We start from the raw sequence: 16,280 nt of genomic DNA, 5'->3' as shown, positions 1-16,280 counted from the left end.
ACGGAAACCACACGATCCGGTGAGATGCCTGGAGTTGAGCGCTGGTCGGCCGCCACCCTGTGGAACATGGCACCACTCCCGTTGTTCGCGGCGATCGCCGCGCTCATCCCCTCGTTCGCCACACCGGAGTCGAGCTTCGTGCTCAGCGTGCAGCGCGGCGAATCGATCCTCTTCTCCAACCTGACCTGCGAACCCGCCGGCGGCCTGCACCCCAAGGCGGACGAGGCGTGCCTCGCGCTGTCCGGTGTGGACGGTCAGATCGACGGCCTGTCGACCGGCCAGGGCCTGTGCACGCTGGAGCACGACCCGGTGCGCGTCACGGCGTCCGGCACGTGGCGCGGCGAGACGCGGTCGTTCGAGGCGGACTTCCCGAACCCGTGCGTGATGCGCGCGCAGACGGGTCCGGTGTTCGACTTCTGACCCGGCGCACGGGACGGAAACCCGTGGAGGGCCCGCGACACCGCCGCCGAAGTCGTGGCCCCTCCACGGGATCCTGCAAAGGTCCTCGGACCTCTCCGGCGACCGTAGGGACTCGAAGACCGGATCGTCAACCTTCTTCACATGCGTGAAATGAGGTCGCCGCACGGCCCAGCCCAGACCATTACCGGGTGACCACCTCCCTGGGCCATCCGAGTGATCGGAGCTCTGCTCCTCGACACGGACCGTCTCAGGCAGCCCGTTCTATCCTCCGCGCGAACCGCTTGGGGGAAGACGTATGGGTGATTTCCTGTTGTACACGGTCGCCGTTCCGGTGACGTTCCTGTCCTTGGTGCTCGGCATGGCGCTGGCCGCGCGCCGCATCCTCGGGCTCCACGTCGGGCTCGTCCGCACCACGCTCGCGTGCATGGTCGGCCTGTCGGCGAGCGAGGCGGCGCTGAACGCGATGCCGGGCCCGGAGACCACGCCCGCGCTGGCGACCGTGCAGATCGGCGTGGCGCTGCTGATGATGATCGCGCTGCTCACGTTCGCCGAGATCGTCGTGCCGACCGGGTCGATCCCGCCGCCCACCGAGTGGTGGCGCGCGCTGCGCGGGCGGGTCTCGCGCACCCGCCGCTACTCCCGGATCACCGCGATCGCGTTCCGCCACGGCCTGGGGCCGTACCTGCGCGGACGGGAGCGCACCGACACCCGGCTGGCCCGGTCGCTGCGGCTGGCGCTGGAGGAGGGCGGCGTCACGTTCGTCAAGCTCGGCCAGGTGCTGTCCACGCGGCCGGACCTGCTGCCGCCGGACGTGGTCGACGAGCTGACGCTGTTGCAGGACAAGGTGCCGGCCGCGCCGTGGCCCGCCGTGCGCGAGGTGCTGGTCGCCGAGCTGGGTCAGCCGCCGGAGGACGTGTTCGCCGAGTTCGACGAGCGGCCGATCGCCGCCGCGTCGGTCGCGCAGGTGCACCGGGCGCGGCTGAAGTCCGGCGAGGACGTGGTGGTGAAGGTGCAGCGGCCGGCCGTGCGGCGGGTCGCCGAGGGCGACCTGGACATCGTGAACCGGCTCGCGTCGACGTTGCACGACAAGACGCGGTGGGGCAAGGCGATCGGCGTGCGCGACCTGGCCGCCGGGTTCTCCGCCGCGTTGCGCGAGGAGCTGGACTTCCGGGTCGAGGCGCGCAACCTGGCGGCCGTGCGGGCGGCGTCCGACGGCGCCGACGTGGTGCTGCCCGCCGTGCACGAGGACCTCTGCACTGCACGCGTGCTGGTCATGCAGCGGCTGGACGGCGTGCCCGTGCGGTCGGCGTCGCTGGAGGCGGTGGACCGCGACGCGCTGGCCCGCACGCTGCTGGACGCGCTGCTGCGCCAGGTGATGCTCGACGGCGTCTTCCACGCCGACCCGCACCCGGGCAACATCATGCTGCTGGGTGACGGCAGGCTCGGCATGCTGGACTTCGGCTCGGTCGGCCGGATCGACGCGCAGCTGCGTGCGGCGCTGGGCAAGCTGCTGCTGGCCATCGACCACGGCGACCCGGCCGGCCTCCGCGACGCGCTGCTGGAGCTGGTGGCCCGGCCGGACGAGATCGACGAGCAGCAGCTGGAGCGCGCGCTCGGGCAGTTCATGGCACGGCACCTCAGCACGGGGATGCGGCCGGACGTGGAGATGTTCGGCGACCTGTTCAAGCTGGTCTACCGGTACGGGCTGAGCATCCCGCCGGAGATCGCGGCGGTGTTCCGGGCGCTGGCCACGGTGGAGGGCACGCTGGCCGCGTTGTCGCCGGGGTTCAACATCGTGGTCGAGTCGCGCTCGTTCGCGGACAAGCAGTTCAGCGCGCACCTCGCGCCGGAGTCGCTGAAGCGGACCGTGACCGAGGAGCTGCACGCGATCATGCCCATGCTGCGGCGCCTGCCGCGGCGGGCGGACCGCATCTCCAGCGCGTTGGAGCAGGGTCGGCTGGGGCTGAGCATGCGGCTGTTCGCCGACGAACGCGACCGGCAGTTCATCGTCTCGCTGCTGCACCAGGTGATGCTGACGGTGCTGGGCGCGACGGCGGGCGTGATGGCCGTGCTGCTGCTGGGTGCGGACGGCGGGCCGCAGGTCGGTCCGGACATCTCGCTGTTCCAGGTGTTCGGCTACAACCTGCTGGTCATCAGCGTGCTGCTCGGGCTGCGGGTGGTGGTGACCATCTTCCGGCCCCGTGGTTGACGCGGTTGGTTTGCGGTGCAAACCTGACCGGGTGGCAGACCTGCTGGGTGACCTGGCCGACCTGCGCCGACGGGCGCGGGAGGACCGGCACGCCTACCCGTTCCCCCTGCTGTTCTTCGGCGTCACGGCGTTCCTGGCCGTGCCTCTGTACGCGCCGGGGTCGGCGCCGCGGGGCTTCGACGTGCGGTACCCGGTGGCGCTCGGCCTGTACTGGTCGGTCGTCCTGGTGGTGGGCGGTCTCGCGACGGTGTGGTGGTACCGCAGGCGTGGTGCGCGGGTGGGCATCGAGACGTCCACGCGCGGCTACCTCGGCGCGCTGGCGATCGGCCTCGGCGGCCCGGTGGTCGGCCTGGCGCTCGATCACCTCCCGTTCAGGTTCTACTCGGGCACGGGCGTCGGGCTGATCCTGCTCGCCGCGGCTACCGTGCTGTGGCGCAGGCAGGCCCCGCGCGCGGTGACGTTGACGACGGCCGTGCTGGGCACGGCGGTGCTCCAGCACGACCAGCCGGCGATCGCGCCGTTCATCGCGATCGGCCTGGGCCTGGTGGTGCTGGCCGCGCTGGAGGGCAGCACCCGGTTCACCACCATCACCGCCGCGTACCTGGTCGCGCTGTGCGTGTCCGCCGCCTTCACGCCGCTGGAGGTGGTCACGCCCGGCCCGTGGTCGTTGGGCAGCGTGGTCGTGCTGCCCGGCTCGGTGCTGGTCGTCGGCGGTCTGAGGGGCTTGCGGCGTGGCTGAGCACCCGACCGCGTCGCTGGACGACGTGGTGCACCAGAGGCACCGGCTGGGCATCCTCACCGTGGCGGCGGAGGCGAAGCGGGTCGAGTTCGGCTACCTGCGGTCCACTTTGGAGTTGACGGCGGGCAACCTGTCGCGGCACATCGCGGTGCTGGAGGCGGCCGGGCTGGTGGCCGTGGAGAAGGGGTACGACGGCAAGCGGCCCCGGACGTGGGTCGGCGTGACGGCGGCGGGCCGGGCCGCGCTGGCGGCGGAGATGACGGCCCTGCGCGCGCTCGTCGAGCGGCACGTAGCCTCGCACGCATGAGCATCCACGACATCCCGCTGCGCACGCTGTCCGGTGAGCCGTCGAGCCTCGGCACGTTGGCGGGCAAGGCGTTGCTGGTGGTGAACGTCGCCTCGAAGTGCGGGCTGACGCCGCAGTACCAGGGCCTGGAGCGGCTCCAGGAGCGGTACGCGGCGCAGGGGTTCTCCGTGGTCGGGTTCCCGTGCAACCAGTTCGCCGGGCAGGAGCCGGGCACGGCGGAGGAGATCGCCGAGTTCTGCTCCGCCACGTACGGCGTGACTTTCCCGCTGTTCGAGAAGGTCGAGGTGAACGGCCCGTCCCGGCACCCGCTGTACGCCGAGCTGACGTCGTTCGCGGACCTCGACGGCGCGGCCGGGGACGTGCAGTGGAACTTCGAGAAGTTCCTGCTCGCGCCGTCCGGCGACGTCGTGGCGAGGTTCCGGCCGCGGACCGAGCCGGAGGACGAGGCGGTCGTGAAGGCGATCGAGTCGGTGCTCCCCTAGTCCGACGGCGACGGCGACGGCGACGGCGACGGCGGGGAGGCGGGCGCGCGACCACCTCCCCGCCCAGGTCAGCACTCGATGACGTTCACGGCGAGGCCGCCGCGCGCGGTCTCCTTGTACTTGACCTTCATGTCCTTGCCCGTCTCACGCATGGTCTTGATGACCTTGTCCAGCGACACGAAGTGCGAGCCGTCGCCGCGCAACGCCATCCGCGCCGCCGTGATCGCCTTGATCGAGGCCAACGCGTTGCGCTCGATGCACGGGATCTGCACGAGTCCCCCGATCGGGTCGCACGTCAGCCCCAGGTTGTGCTCCATGGCGATCTCGGCCGCGTTCTCCACCTGCTCCGGCGTGCCGCCCAGCACCTCGGCCAGCCCGCCCGCCGCCATCGAGCACGCCGAACCGACCTCGCCCTGGCACCCGACCTCGGCGCCGGAGATCGACGCGTTCTCCTTGAACAGCACGCCGACCGCGCCCGCCGTCAGCAGGAACCGCACCACGCCGTCGTCGGACGCGCCCGGCACGAACCGGGTGTAGTAGTGCAGCACCGCGGGCACGATGCCGGCCGCGCCGTTGGTCGGCGCGGTCACCACGCGGCCACCCGCGGCGTTCTCCTCGTTCACCGCCAACGCGAACAGGGTCACCCAGTCCATCACCCGCAACGGGTCCGTGGCGTAGTGCTCGGCGGCCATCCGCTGCCGCATCTCGGCCGCGCGCCGCCGCACCTTCAAGCCACCGGGCAGCACGCCGGTCTGCGTGCAGCCGCGCTCGACGCACTCCTGCATCACGTCCCAGATGCGCAACAACTCCGAGCGCACCGACTCCTCGTCGCGCCACGACCGCTCGTTGGCGAGCATGACCTCGCTGATCGACAGCCCGGTCTCCCGGCACCGCGCCAGCAGCTCGTCACCCGTGTGGAACGGGTGCGCGACCGGCGTCTCGTCGGGCTTGATCCGGTCCGCTCCGGTGGCCGTGTCGTCCACCACGAACCCGCCGCCGACGGAGTAGTACACCGCCGAGTCGACCACGACGTCACCCGAGTGGGCGGTGAAGCTCATCCCGTTGGGGTGCAGCGGCAACGACTTCCGCCGGTGCATCACCAGGTCGGCGTCCTCGGTGAACGCGATCTCCCGCGCCCCCGCCAGCCGCAGCCGCCCCGTGGCGCGGATCTCCGCCAGCCGCCGTTCGGCCTCCTCCGGGTCGACCTCCTCCGGCCGGCTGCCCTCCAGGCCGAGCACCACCGCCTTCGGGCTGCCGTGCCCGTGCCCGGTCGCGCCGAGCGAGCCGAACAGCTCCACGTGCACCCGGTCGACCGAGGCCAACGAGGGCCGCAGCCGTTCCGCGAACATCATCGCCGCGCGCATCGGGCCCACCGTGTGCGAGCTCGACGGTCCGATGCCCACGGAGAACAGGTCGAACACGCTGATCGCCATGACCTCAGTCCCCGGTCAGTTCCGCGTACTTCGCCGCGGTCAGCAACCCGGACGCGTCCGTCACGGCCACCTTGAACAGCCACCCGGCCCCGTACGGGTCGTTGTTGATCAACGACGGGTCGTCGACGGCGGCCCGGTTGACCTCCACCACCTCGCCGCTGATCGGCGCGTACAGGTCGCTGACCGACTTGGTCGACTCCAGCTCGCCGCACACCTCGCCGGACTTCACCACGGCGCCGACCTCGGGCAGCTCCACGAACACGATGTCACCCAACGACTCCGCCGCGTACGACGTGATGCCGACCGCCACGGGGTCCTGGGTACCCGGCGCCCAGTCCACCCACTCGTGCTCGGGCGTGTACAGCAGGTTGTCCGGAAAAGTCACGACAGCGCTCCCTCACGGCAAGGTCCACCAGAGCCCCACTCTGTCCTGGGACCTGAGAGCTTCACCGACGCCGGAGCGGCGGCTTGCACCGTGGGTGCGCGGACGTGCGCTTTCCAGAGTCGCCTCACCCGAGCGGTTCTCGCTGCCTGAGAGTGTGCGGGGTACTTGCTCCTTCGGCGCCCCGGCACGTTCACCGAGGTCTCTCCCGCGCGGGTTCCGGCGCTCCTGGCGCGCCGCGGCCGATGTTCAGTTGGTTGGCCCGCACGCTAGGTGCCCGGCACGACGGGTGTCAACGCACCGTCGGACTTGTTCGATCGGCACAGTGGCGCAGGGGTGCGTTGGTGCCGGCCGCACGATGACACCGAACACCCGTTACCGGACCTTTGGTGTAACACCGGCCGAAGGAGCCCACCGTGCGGATCGCCGTCCCCCGCGAGATCAAGAACCACGAGTACCGCGTCGCGCTGACCCCGGCGGGCGCGCACGAGCTGACGCAGCGCGGTCACGACGTGGTGGTCGAGGCCGGCGCGGGCCTCGGTTCGGCCATCACCGACGAGGAGTACCTGGCCGCGGGCGCGAAGGTGCTGGCCACCGCGGACGACGTGTGGGCCGAGGGCGACCTGGTGCTCAAGGTCAAGGAGCCGATCGCCGAGGAGTACCCGCGGCTGCGCCAGGGCCAGGTCCTGTTCACGTACCTGCACCTGGCCGCCGACCGGCCGCTGACGCAGGCGCTGCTGGACTCCGGCACCACCGCCGTCGCCTACGAGACCGTGCAGTCGGCGAACGGCGCGCTGCCGCTGCTGGCGCCGATGTCCGAGGTGGCGGGCAGGCTCGCGCCGCAGGTGGGCGCGTTCTCCCTGATGAAGCCGTCCGGCGGGCGCGGCGTGCTGCCCGGCGGCGTGCCCGGCGTGCACCCGGCGCGGGTGGTCGTGATCGGCGGCGGCGTGGCGGGCCTGAACGCGGCGGCGATCGCCGTCGGCATGGGCGCGGACGTGCAGATCCTGGACACCAACGTCGACCGGCTGCGCCACATCGACGCCCTCTACCAGGGCCGCCTGCGCACCGTGACGTCCAACCGGTACTCCGTCGAGCAGGCCGTGCGCGAGGCCGACCTGGTCATCGGCGCGGTGCTGGTGCCCGGCGCGAAGGCGCCGAAGCTGGTCAGCAACGAGCTGGTGGCCGACATGAAGCCCGGCTCCGTCCTCGTGGACATCGCGATCGACCAGGGCGGCTGCTTCGCCGACTCGCGCCCGACCACGCACGCCGACCCGACCTACCAGGTGCACGACACCGTCTTCTACTGCGTGGCGAACATGCCCGGCGCCGTGCCGCGGACGTCGACCTACGCGCTGACCAACGTGACGCTGCCGTACGCCGTCGCGCTGGCCGACCAGGGCTGGGAGGCGGCGCTGCGCGCGGACGCGTCGCTGGCGCACGGCCTGAACGCGCACGAGGGCCTGCTGACGAACCTGCCGGTCGCGCAGGCGCACGGGATGACCCACACGCCGCTCGACCTCTGAGACCCCCAAGCGCGAAGGGCCCCGCTCACAGCACGTGAGCGGGGCCCTTCGGCGATGAAAGACGGCCCGCTCAACCAGCCTGGGGGTCACTGGGAGCGGGCCGCGTGACCAATCTTAGCCGGGAACAGGGGTCCCTGCCCAGTGACCCCACCGATCCGGCCGACATCCGTTCCGGCGGCGGCGACGCGCTGTGCACGAACTCAAGCAATCGAGTGAACTTGGGTGATAACGGGTAAGTCACGACGGCCCTACGACCGATGCACAGGGCGGGAACCCCGCGGCTACCCGGCGGGGTCGTCCGTTCGCGCGGCGCTCTGCCGCGCCTCCTCCGATCGGAGCGCAGATGGCTGAACCCGAGGGCTGGATCGACTGCCACGACCCGTTCGGGCGGGACCGGTCGATGACCGTGCTCGTCGAGGACGACCGGGTGCTGCTGGTCGCGCCGCCCGGCGAGTCCGCCGTGATGTCCGTCACGCAGACGCGCAGGCTGCACCGCCTGCTCGACCAAGTCGCCGACAGGATGTGACGGCCGTGGACGAGGCGCTGCGGGCCGCCGTGATGCGCCGGCTGGCGTTGCTGGACGAGGCCGCCGAGAGCGGCGAGGCGGACGCCCTCGTGCCGCTCGCGCGGTCGGAGATCCACCGCCTGGCCGACGGCTGGCGGCTGTTGTTGACCGTGCACCAACCGGATCCGGACGGCCGCTGCGGCGCGTGCCCCGGCGTCCTGCGGCACAAGAAGTGGCCGTGCCAGGTGTGGACGATGGCCCACCAGCACCTCATCGGCGACGGCCTGCCACACCGCGAACGCCGCCGTCCGCTGCGCACGCTGCGCCATTCGAAGGAGGTCGAGACGACGGCCGAGATACCGAGGGTCGCGTCGAAACCGCGGCATGCCCTCCCCGAGTGACCCTCCTAGGGCAGGATGACGCCCGGTAGGAGTACTCGGGAGGGACGCGTGCACGACGGCACTGGCCGCATCGTGGTGCAGAACTTGACCAAGCAGTTCGGTCCGGTCGCAGCGGTGCAGAATCTCAGCTTCACAGTGGAACCCGGTTCGGTGACCGGCTTCCTCGGTCCCAACGGGGCCGGCAAGACGACGACGCTGCGCATGCTGCTCGGCCTGGTGACCCCGACCGCGGGCATCGGACTGATCAACGGCAGGCCGTTCGCCCAGCTCGGCAACCCGGCCCGGGTGGTCGGCGCGGTGCTGGAGGCGCAGGGCTTCCACCCCAAGCGCACGGCGCGCAACCACCTGCGGGTCTACGCCGCCGCGATCGGCGTGCCCGACTCGCGCGCCGACCAGGTGCTCCAGCTGGTCGGCCTCGGCGCGGCGGGCGACCGCAAGGCGGGCGGGTTCTCGCTCGGCATGAAGCAGCGGCTGGCCCTGGCCACCGCGCTGCTCGGCGACCCGCAGATCCTGGTGCTCGACGAGCCGGCCAACGGGCTCGACCCGGAGGGCATCGCGTGGCTGCGGACGTTCCTGCAGTCCTACGCGCGCAGCGGGCGGACCGTGCTGATCTCCAGCCACCTGCTGGCGGAGGTCGAGCAGACCGTCGACCAGGTGGTCATCATCAGCCGTGGTCAGACCATGTACTACGGCTCGCTCGACCAGTTGCGCGACCAGCAGCAGGGCCGCGTGCTCGTGCAGCCGTCGGACACCGGCGCGCTGGTCGCGGCGCTGCGGGAGGACGGGATCAGCGCGATCGAGCAGCTGCCGGACGGCCGCATCGCGGTCACCGGCGTGGAGGCCAGGCAGGTCGCCGACACCGCGTTGAAGGCGGGGGTGTCGGTCTACGGCATCCAGGAGGAGAAGGCCGACCTGGAACGGCTGTTCTTCCAGCTCACCAACGGCCAGTACGCGGCGCCGGGCCAGTACGCCCAACCCGTCGGGTACCAGCAGCAGCCGCCGCCCGGCTACCAGCCGCAGTACCAGGCACCGCCGCAGGGCTACCAGCAGCAGCCGCCGCCGGGCTACCAGCAGCAGTACCAGCAGCCGCCGCCCGGCTACGAGCAGCAGTACCAGCAGCAGTACCAGCAGCCCCCGCAGGGCAACGAGCAGTACCAACAGCCTCCGCAGGGCTACGAGGCGCCACCACCGGGATCCCAGCAGCCGCCGCAGGACAACCCGTACGGTCAGCAACACGGTCAGGGCGGCCTCGGGGGCGGTGCGTGATGGGCAACCTGATCAAGGCGGAGTTCCGCAAGACCACCACCACGGGCCTGTGGTGGGGCCTGATGATCCCGACCGTGCTGCTCGCGTTCGGCTGGGCGCTCGGCACCGGGGCCATCTTCAAGACCGTCTCGGACTTCATGAACAGCTCCGACGCCGAGGAGCTGGCCACGCTGCTCAACGTGGACCCGTCGCAGTGGCAGATGTCGGTGTTCGGGATCGCGCGCAGCATCAACGTGGCCACGATCTTCCCGATGATCTTCGGCGGCCTGGCGATCGCCAACGAGATCAACCGCAAGACGATCACCACCACGTTCCTGACCTCGCCCAACAGGGTGTCCGCGCTGGCCGCGAAGATGATCGTCTACATCCTGTGGGGCGCCATCTTCGGCATCGCGATCGTGGCCGCGGTGAGCATCGGCATCGCGATCACCTCGGACGCGGGCTCGCTGCCGGACGCCGGCGGCTGGCTGGCGCTGGCCGGTGTCGGCGTCCTGTCGTCGATCCTGATGACCATGTTCGGCGTCGGCGTCGGCGCGCTGATGACCAGCGTCGTCGGCACCACCGTGGTGCTGCTGCTCTACATGCTGATCGTGGAGAACGGCATCCAGCTCGTGCTGGCGTCCCAGGGCCTGCCGGAGATCATCGGCTTCCTGCCCAACGGCGCGGTGAACGGCCTCACCGGCTCGGTGGCGTCGTCGCTGTTCCTGTCGAACGCAGGCGTCGTGCCGGAGGACATGGTCGAGGCGCTGCGGGCGTTCGCCGGCGCGCTCGGGGCGTTCGACTGGTGGTTGAGCGGATTGATCTTCCTCGCCTGGTCGGCGCTGTTCTTCCTCGGTGGCTGGGCAGCCACTCAGCGCAAGGACATCACCTGATCGCGTGTTCTTGATCGGCTGACGGAGGCCGCCCCGAAGGTTCGGGGCGGCCTCCGTCACGTCCGGGGGGCCGACACCGTCGGTGGTCCGACCTATGTTGGAGGTCGTGACTTCTTCCGACGGCTGGATCCGCAGGCTCGCCAAGGCGTGCTGGCAGCACCGTGCGCTCGTGGTGCTCTCGGTGCTCGCCGCCGTCGTCGGCGTCGGGTTGCAGGCCGTCGGCCCGTTGCTGATCAAGGTCGCCGTCGACGACGCGATGGCCGGCCGCACGGACCGCCTGGCCTGGCTGGCGATCGTCCTGGTCGGCTTGGAGCTGCTGACCTTCGGCACCGCGTTCGTGCGCCGGTTCCTCGGCGGCCGGCTGGCCGTCGACGTGCAGCACGACCTGCGGCAGGCGGTGTTCGGCGCGGTGCAGCGGTTGGACGGCCCGAAGCAGGACGCGTTGCGCACGGGCCAGGTGGTGTCCCGCTCGATCACCGACCTCCAGCTGGTCAACAGCCTGCTGTCGATGACGCCGCTGGCGTTCGGCACGGTCGTGTTCGCGGTCGCGGCGATCGTGGCGATGTTCTGGCTGTCGCCGCTGCTGACCGTGATCGCGCTGGTCATCATCCCCGCCGTCGGGGTGGTCGCGGCGCGCAGCAGGCTGACCCTCTTCCCCGCCACCTGGTCGGCCCAGCAACGCGCGGCCGACGTGGCCCAGCACGTGGAGGAGACCGTCACCGGTGTGCGCGTGGTGAAGGGGTTCGGCCAGGAGGCGCGCGAGGTCTCCCGGCTGGAGTCGCGCGCCAAGCTCCTGTTCGCCGAGCGGATGCGCGCGGCCCGCCTGACCGCCCGCCCGTCCGCGACGCTGAACGCCCTGCCCTACCTCGGCCAGGTGGCGGTCCTGGCGCTCGGCGGCTGGATGGCGCTGCGCGGGGAGGTCACCCTCGGCACGTTCCTGGCGTTCGCGACCTACGTGGCCACCCTCGTCGGCCCGACCCGCCTGCTGGCGAGCCTGATGGTGACCGCCCAGCTGGCGCGCGCCGGTGTGGAGCGCGTGTACGAGCTGGTCGACTCGCAGCCGACGGTCGTGGACGGCGACCGCGACGTGCCCGCCGGTCCGGTGGCCGTCGAGCTGCGGGACGTGGTGTTCGGCTACACGCGCAGCGAACCGGTGCTCTCAGGCGTGTCCCTCCGCGTGGAACCGGGCGAGACGCTCGCGATCGTCGGCACCGCGGGCTCGGGCAAGTCGACCGTCTCGCTGCTGCTGCCCCGGTTCTACGACGTGCACGAGGGCGCGGTGTCCGTGGGCGACGTGGACGTCCGGGACCTGCGGCTGTCGTCCCTGCGCCGGACCGTGGGCACGGTGTTCGAGGAGGCGTTCCTCTTCTCCGACACCGTCCGCGCGAACATCGCCTACGGCCTGCCGGACGCCCCCGACGAGCAGGTGGAGGCGGCGGCGCGGGCGGCCGAGGCGCACGAGTTCATCGAAGCCCTGCCGAACGGCTACGACACCGTGGTCGGCGAGCGCGGCCTGACCCTCTCCGGCGGTCAGCGCCAGCGCGTCGCCCTGGCCCGTGCCCTGCTCTCCGACCCGCGCGTCCTGGTCCTGGACGACGCGACCTCGGCCGTGGACAACGCCACCGAGGCGGCGATCCACCGCACGCTGGCCGCCGTGACCGCCGAGCGCACGACGCTCCTGATCGCGCACCGGCGGTCGTCGCTCACGCTGGCCGACCGCATCGCCGTGCTGGACGCGGGCCGGGTGGTCGACATCGGCGCCCACGACGAACTGCACGAGCGCTGCCGCCTCTACCGCGAGCTCCTCGCCGGACCGGGCGAGGCGATCGAACAGGTCGACCCCCGTGCCGACGCCAGGCTGGAACCGGGCCCCGACGGCACGACCCCGGCCCTCTGGCCCGAGAGCGACGAGGACGACCTGGCCGTGCGCGCGGCGAACCGGGCCGTCGGCGCGGCCAAGGCCACCAGGGGCGGCGGTGGCACGTCGGCGCTGCTGGGCGGCACCCCGCCGACCCCCGAGCTGATGGCCCGCGTCCACTCCCTGCCGCCCGCCGAGGACGTGCCGATCCTGAACGGCGAGGACCCGAGCGCCCCCGACCCGGGCTTCCGCCTGCGCACCCTGCTGCGGCCCGTCCGCTGGACGATGCTGGGCGTCGGCGGCCTCCTGCTGATCGACACGGCGCTGGCCGTCGCCTCGCCGAACCTGGTGCGCCTCGGCATCGACAAGGGCGTCGTCGGCGGCCAGGTCGGCTGGCTCTGGACCGCCGCCGCGATCAGCTTCACGCTGGTCGTGCTGGGCTGGGTGTCGGCGGCGGCGGGCACCGTCGTGACCTCCCGGCTCGGCGAACGCCTGCTGTACCTGCTGCGCGTGCGCAGCTACGCCCACCTGCAACGACTCGGGCTGGACTACTACGAGCGAGAGATGGCCGGCCGGATCATGACCCGGATGACCACCGACGTGGACGCCCTGTCCAGTTTCTTGCAGACCGGCCTGACCACGTTCGCCATCAGCGTGCTGACCGTCGTCGGCATCGCGGTGGCCCTGGTCGTCACCGATCCGGGACTGGCGCTGGTGGCGCTGAGCGTGCTGCCGATCCTGCTGATCGCGACGGTGGTCTTCCAACGCCTCTCGTCGGCGGCCTACGCGGAGGCGCGCGAACGCGTCAGCGCGGTCAACGCCGACCTCCAGGAGAACGTCTCGGGGCTGCGCGTGTCGCAGGCGTACACGCGGGAGGCGCGGTCGGCCGAGGCGTTCGCCGAGCGCAGCGACGCCTACCGCCGTTCCCGCATCCGGGCGCAGCGGTACATCGCCACCTACTTCCCGTTCCTGTCGCTGCTCTCGGGCGTCGCGCAGGCCGGGATCCTCGTGGTCGGCGCGTACCGCGTGGCGGAGGGCACCCTGTCCCCCGGCGTGCTCCTGGCGTTCGTGCTGTACCTGGGCCTGTTCTTCTCGCCGCTGTACCAGCTGTCGGGCGTGTTCGACGGCTACCAGCAGGCCAGGGTGGGCCTGAGCCGCATCGGCGACCTGCTGCGCACCCCGACCACCGTCCCGCCGGCCGCCGACCCCGTGCCGGTGTCCCACCTGCGCGGCGAGGTGGAGCTGCGCAACGTCACGTTCGCCTACCAGGGCACCACCCGTCCCGCGGTGGAGGACATCTCGCTGCACGTCTCGCCGGGCGAGACCGTCGCCTTCGTGGGCGCGACCGGCGCGGGCAAGTCGACGCTGATCAAGCTGGTGGCGAGGTTCTACGACGCCACCGGGGGCGCGGTGTTGATCGACGGCGTGGACCTGCGCGCCTACGACCTGTCGGCGCTGCGCCGACGACTCGGCATCGTCCCGCAGGAGGCGCACCTGTTCGGCGGCGACATCGCGGAGAACGTCGCCTACGGCAAGCCGGACGCGACCAGGGCCGAGATCGAAGCGGCGGTCCGGGCGGTCGGCGCCATGCCCGTGGTGGCCGCCCTGCCCAACGCGTTCCACCAGCAGGTGGGCGAGCGCGGCCAGGGCCTGTCCGCCGGCCAGCGCCAACTGGTCGCCCTGGCCCGGGCCGAACTGGTCCAGCCGACGATCCTGCTGCTCGACGAGGCCACCGCCGCCCTCGACCCCGCCACCGAGTCCGCGGTCCTGGAGGCCGGCGACCACCTGGCCGGGGACCGGACCACCTTCGTCGTCGCCCACCGCCTGGCCACCGCCGCCCGCGCCGACCGGATCGTGGTCCTGTCCGGGGGCCGGATCGTGGAACAGGGCTCCCACGCCGAGCTGCTCGAAGCGAACGGCCACTACGCCCGCCTCTGGGCCCACGGCACCGACGTCGAGCCGGACGCCAGCGAGCTCACCCCGAGCCACTGACCAGCAGGCGGTCGGACCGCCCGCCCACAAAACCTTCCGGATCGGCCGGCGTCCGCCGGGTGCTGGGCGCCGACGTGCCGCTCGGCCCATCGCCCGGCCCCGGCCCCCAGGTGCTGAGCAGGCTCGACGGCGGCAACACCAGGGTCGCCGAGCGGCACCGGGACGGCCGGGTGTTCCTGGTCGGCGACGCCGCCCACGTCTTCGCCGCCGGCGGCACCGGCCTCGACGTCGGCCTCCAGGACGCGGTGAACCTGGGCTGGAAGCTCGCGGCGGCGATCAACGGCGCCGTCGACGTCCTCGACACTCGCCCAACCGGGCGTCGTGCGGGTCCTGGCCGACCTGGTCGCCAGCGCGGACGTCCGCTACCAGGTCGGCGACGACGCCCACCCGCTGGCCGGCCTGCCCGCACCCGACCTCGACCTGCGCACGGCCGGCCGGCACGGTCCGCCTCGCCGAACTGGTCAGAACGGCGCCGCCACTGCTGATCGACCTGATGGGGAGCGACGGCCCGTGCGTCGACGGCGTCGAGGTCGTCCGCGCCGAGGCGGACACCGACGTCACCGCGCTGCTGCTCCGCCCCGACTCCTACGTGGCGTGGGCGTCGAACGACGCGCGCCCGGACCAGGACGAGCTCCGGCAGGTCGCCGCGCGGTGGTTCGGCTGACCGGCCACCCCTGCGGGCACGGGGCCGCCCCGCAGCCCGTGCGGCCTGCGGGGCGAAGAGCGATCGCTCAGCCCTCGGCGAGCAGTTCGTCCAGCTGCTCGTACCCCTCGACCACCCCGGTCTCCATGCCGCTGGCCAACATCATGTCGCGGGCTTCCGTCGTCCCGAACACGCTGGCGGCGTGCAGCCGCGTCCGACCGTCGCCCAGGTCCTCGAACGTCAGGGTGTCCAGCGAGACGCCGTCCGGGAAGCCCTCGAACGTGAAGGTCTGGACGATCCGCTCACCAGGCCTGACCTCGTGGAACGAGCCGTAGAACCGGTACTCCTCGTCACCGTGGCTGTGCACGAAGCGGTACGCGCCGCCGGTCGACGCGTCCCACCGCTCCACGCGCATCTCCAGGTAGCGCGGGCCCTGCCACTTCACGACGAGGTCGGGATCGACGTGCGCGCGGAACACCGCGTCCACCGGGGCGTTGAACTCGCGGGTGATGTGGATGACCGGCGCGGCCGGGTCGGCGCTGATGCTGGTCTCGGGGTGCGTGGTCGTGGTCATGATGCTTCTCCTTCGATTCGGGTCTGTCGGGTGCCCTCGGTCGCCATCTCGGCGAGGACGGCGTCCAGCCGCTGGTAGCGCTGCTCCGCCTCCTGCCGGTAGCGCTCGATCCACTTCGTCATCAGGTCGAACACCTCCGCCTCGAGGTGGACGGGCCGTCGTTGCGCCTGCTTGCTGCGACTGACGAGCCCGGCGTCCTCGAGCACCTTGAGGTGCTTCGACACGGCCTGCACGGTCACGGAGTACGGCTCGGCCAACTCGTTCACGGTCGCGTCGCCCACCGCCAGCCGCGCCACCATGTCGCGCCGGATCGGGTCGGCCAGGGCCGAGAAGACCCGCGACAACTGGTCGTCCACCGCCATCTCCTTACTCAACCTCTCGGTTGAACAAACCCTACGACCCACGCCGACCGAAGTCAACCGAAAGGTTGAAGAAGCAGGTCAGAGACCTGTCGACGACCCCGCTTCAGCCGGCTGAACACCTCACACCCGACCGACCACCGCCGTGCGCACAACTACTCCGAGTTGAAGCACCGCCGGACGTGTGACGGGCTTAACCTCAAGTGATGCTCAAGCACCCATAACACGAACCGATGACCTGACCGATTCTGTGAGAGAACACTCGGTGCGCTGCCCCTCCTGTGTGTGAACTGCACCAGACGGGGGACTAGCCTG

Annotated in this window: 17 protein-coding genes and 1 riboswitch; of the genes, 13 read left to right on the top strand and 4 right to left on the bottom strand. The window is 71.7% G+C overall.

Going from position 1 to position 16,280, the window contains the following annotated elements; all coding sequences use genetic code 11:
• Window positions 1-66: 66 nt before the first annotated feature.
• From AB0H12_RS37875 to AB0H12_RS37855, 5 genes are all read left to right on the top strand, one after another.
• Window positions 67-420, top strand: coding sequence for an SSI family serine proteinase inhibitor (locus AB0H12_RS37875; RefSeq protein WP_499629608.1), 354 nt, complete (start codon window positions 67-69; stop codon window positions 418-420).
• Window positions 421-715: 295 nt separating this feature from the next.
• Window positions 716-2,629, top strand: coding sequence for an ABC1 kinase family protein (locus tag AB0H12_RS37870; protein WP_499629606.1), 1,914 nt, complete (start codon window positions 716-718; stop codon window positions 2,627-2,629).
• Between the two features lie 31 nt (window positions 2,630-2,660).
• A complete protein-coding gene (locus AB0H12_RS37865) occupies window positions 2,661-3,368 on the top strand; it encodes a hypothetical protein (protein ID WP_499629604.1) in 708 nt (235 codons plus the stop codon).
• Window positions 3,361-3,675, top strand: a complete 315-nt coding sequence (locus AB0H12_RS37860) for a transcriptional regulator (RefSeq protein ID WP_499629602.1) — start codon at window positions 3,361-3,363, stop codon at window positions 3,673-3,675. Before AB0H12_RS37865 ends, AB0H12_RS37860 begins: the two co-directional genes overlap by 8 nt.
• Entirely contained in the window at window positions 3,672-4,157 is a 486-nt protein-coding gene (locus tag AB0H12_RS37855; RefSeq protein WP_499629600.1) for a glutathione peroxidase, read from the top strand. Before AB0H12_RS37860 ends, AB0H12_RS37855 begins: the two co-directional genes overlap by 4 nt.
• A gap of 68 nt (window positions 4,158-4,225) precedes the next feature.
• Here AB0H12_RS37855 and AB0H12_RS37850 read toward each other — a convergent pair whose 3' ends face one another.
• Together AB0H12_RS37850 and gcvH are read right to left on the bottom strand one after the other, a co-directional pair.
• Window positions 4,226-5,590 (bottom strand): L-serine ammonia-lyase, encoded by a 1,365-nt coding sequence (locus tag AB0H12_RS37850; protein ID WP_499629598.1) that lies wholly within the window; start codon window positions 5,588-5,590, stop codon window positions 4,226-4,228.
• Window positions 5,591-5,594: 4 nt separating this feature from the next.
• Window positions 5,595-5,975 carry a glycine cleavage system protein GcvH gene (gene gcvH, locus AB0H12_RS37845; protein WP_499629596.1) on the bottom strand — a complete coding sequence of 127 codons (381 nt, stop codon included), beginning with the start codon at window positions 5,973-5,975 and terminating at the stop codon, window positions 5,595-5,597.
• Window positions 5,976-6,098: 123 nt separating this feature from the next.
• Window positions 6,099-6,193: riboswitch (glycine riboswitch) on the bottom strand.
• Window positions 6,194-6,388: 195 nt separating this feature from the next.
• Here gcvH and ald point away from each other — a divergent pair.
• The 8 genes from ald (at window position 6,389) to AB0H12_RS37805 (ending at window position 15,053) form a co-directional block, all read left to right on the top strand.
• A complete protein-coding gene (gene ald, locus AB0H12_RS37840; RefSeq protein ID WP_499629595.1) occupies window positions 6,389-7,495 on the top strand; it encodes an alanine dehydrogenase in 1,107 nt (368 codons plus the stop codon).
• A gap of 343 nt (window positions 7,496-7,838) precedes the next feature.
• Entirely contained in the window at window positions 7,839-8,021 is a 183-nt protein-coding gene (locus AB0H12_RS37835; protein ID WP_123745591.1) for a hypothetical protein, read from the top strand.
• A 5-nt stretch (window positions 8,022-8,026) separates the two neighbouring features.
• Complete coding sequence (locus tag AB0H12_RS37830; protein ID WP_499629593.1) at window positions 8,027-8,401, top strand: hypothetical protein; 375 nt, start codon at window positions 8,027-8,029, stop codon at window positions 8,399-8,401.
• Between the two features lie 48 nt (window positions 8,402-8,449).
• Window positions 8,450-9,667, top strand: a complete 1,218-nt coding sequence (locus tag AB0H12_RS37825; RefSeq protein WP_499629591.1) for an ABC transporter ATP-binding protein — start codon at window positions 8,450-8,452, stop codon at window positions 9,665-9,667.
• Window positions 9,667-10,539, top strand: a complete 873-nt coding sequence (locus AB0H12_RS37820) for an ABC-2 transporter permease (RefSeq protein ID WP_499629590.1) — start codon at window positions 9,667-9,669, stop codon at window positions 10,537-10,539. The genes AB0H12_RS37825 and AB0H12_RS37820 overlap by 1 nt, the downstream gene beginning before the upstream one ends.
• 94 nt (window positions 10,540-10,633) lie before the next feature.
• Window positions 10,634-14,389 carry an ABC transporter ATP-binding protein gene (locus tag AB0H12_RS37815; protein WP_499629588.1) on the top strand — a complete coding sequence of 1,252 codons (3,756 nt, stop codon included), beginning with the start codon at window positions 10,634-10,636 and terminating at the stop codon, window positions 14,387-14,389.
• A gap of 59 nt (window positions 14,390-14,448) precedes the next feature.
• The gene (locus AB0H12_RS37810; RefSeq protein WP_499629586.1) at window positions 14,449-14,874 is read left to right on the top strand and encodes an FAD-dependent monooxygenase; all 426 of its coding nucleotides are present in this window, start codon (window positions 14,449-14,451) and stop codon (window positions 14,872-14,874) included.
• A complete protein-coding gene (locus AB0H12_RS37805; protein ID WP_499629658.1) occupies window positions 14,847-15,053 on the top strand; it encodes an aromatic-ring hydroxylase C-terminal domain-containing protein in 207 nt (68 codons plus the stop codon). The genes AB0H12_RS37810 and AB0H12_RS37805 overlap by 28 nt, the downstream gene beginning before the upstream one ends.
• A gap of 67 nt (window positions 15,054-15,120) precedes the next feature.
• On the opposite strand, the gene AB0H12_RS37800 is transcribed toward AB0H12_RS37805, so the two are convergent.
• Together AB0H12_RS37800 and AB0H12_RS37795 are read right to left on the bottom strand one after the other, a co-directional pair.
• A complete protein-coding gene (locus AB0H12_RS37800; RefSeq protein WP_499629584.1) occupies window positions 15,121-15,606 on the bottom strand; it encodes an SRPBCC family protein in 486 nt (161 codons plus the stop codon).
• Window positions 15,603-15,968 (bottom strand): ArsR/SmtB family transcription factor, encoded by a 366-nt coding sequence (locus AB0H12_RS37795; protein WP_499629582.1) that lies wholly within the window; start codon window positions 15,966-15,968, stop codon window positions 15,603-15,605. Before AB0H12_RS37795 ends, AB0H12_RS37800 begins: the two co-directional genes overlap by 4 nt.
• Window positions 15,969-16,280 lie beyond the last annotated feature (312 nt).

The sequence above is a fragment of the Actinosynnema sp. NPDC023794 genome (assembly GCF_040639675.1).
In the GTDB taxonomy this organism is placed as follows: domain Bacteria; phylum Actinomycetota; class Actinomycetes; order Mycobacteriales; family Pseudonocardiaceae; genus Actinosynnema; species Actinosynnema luteola.
This window is presented reverse-complemented; position numbering and strand designations above follow the sequence as displayed.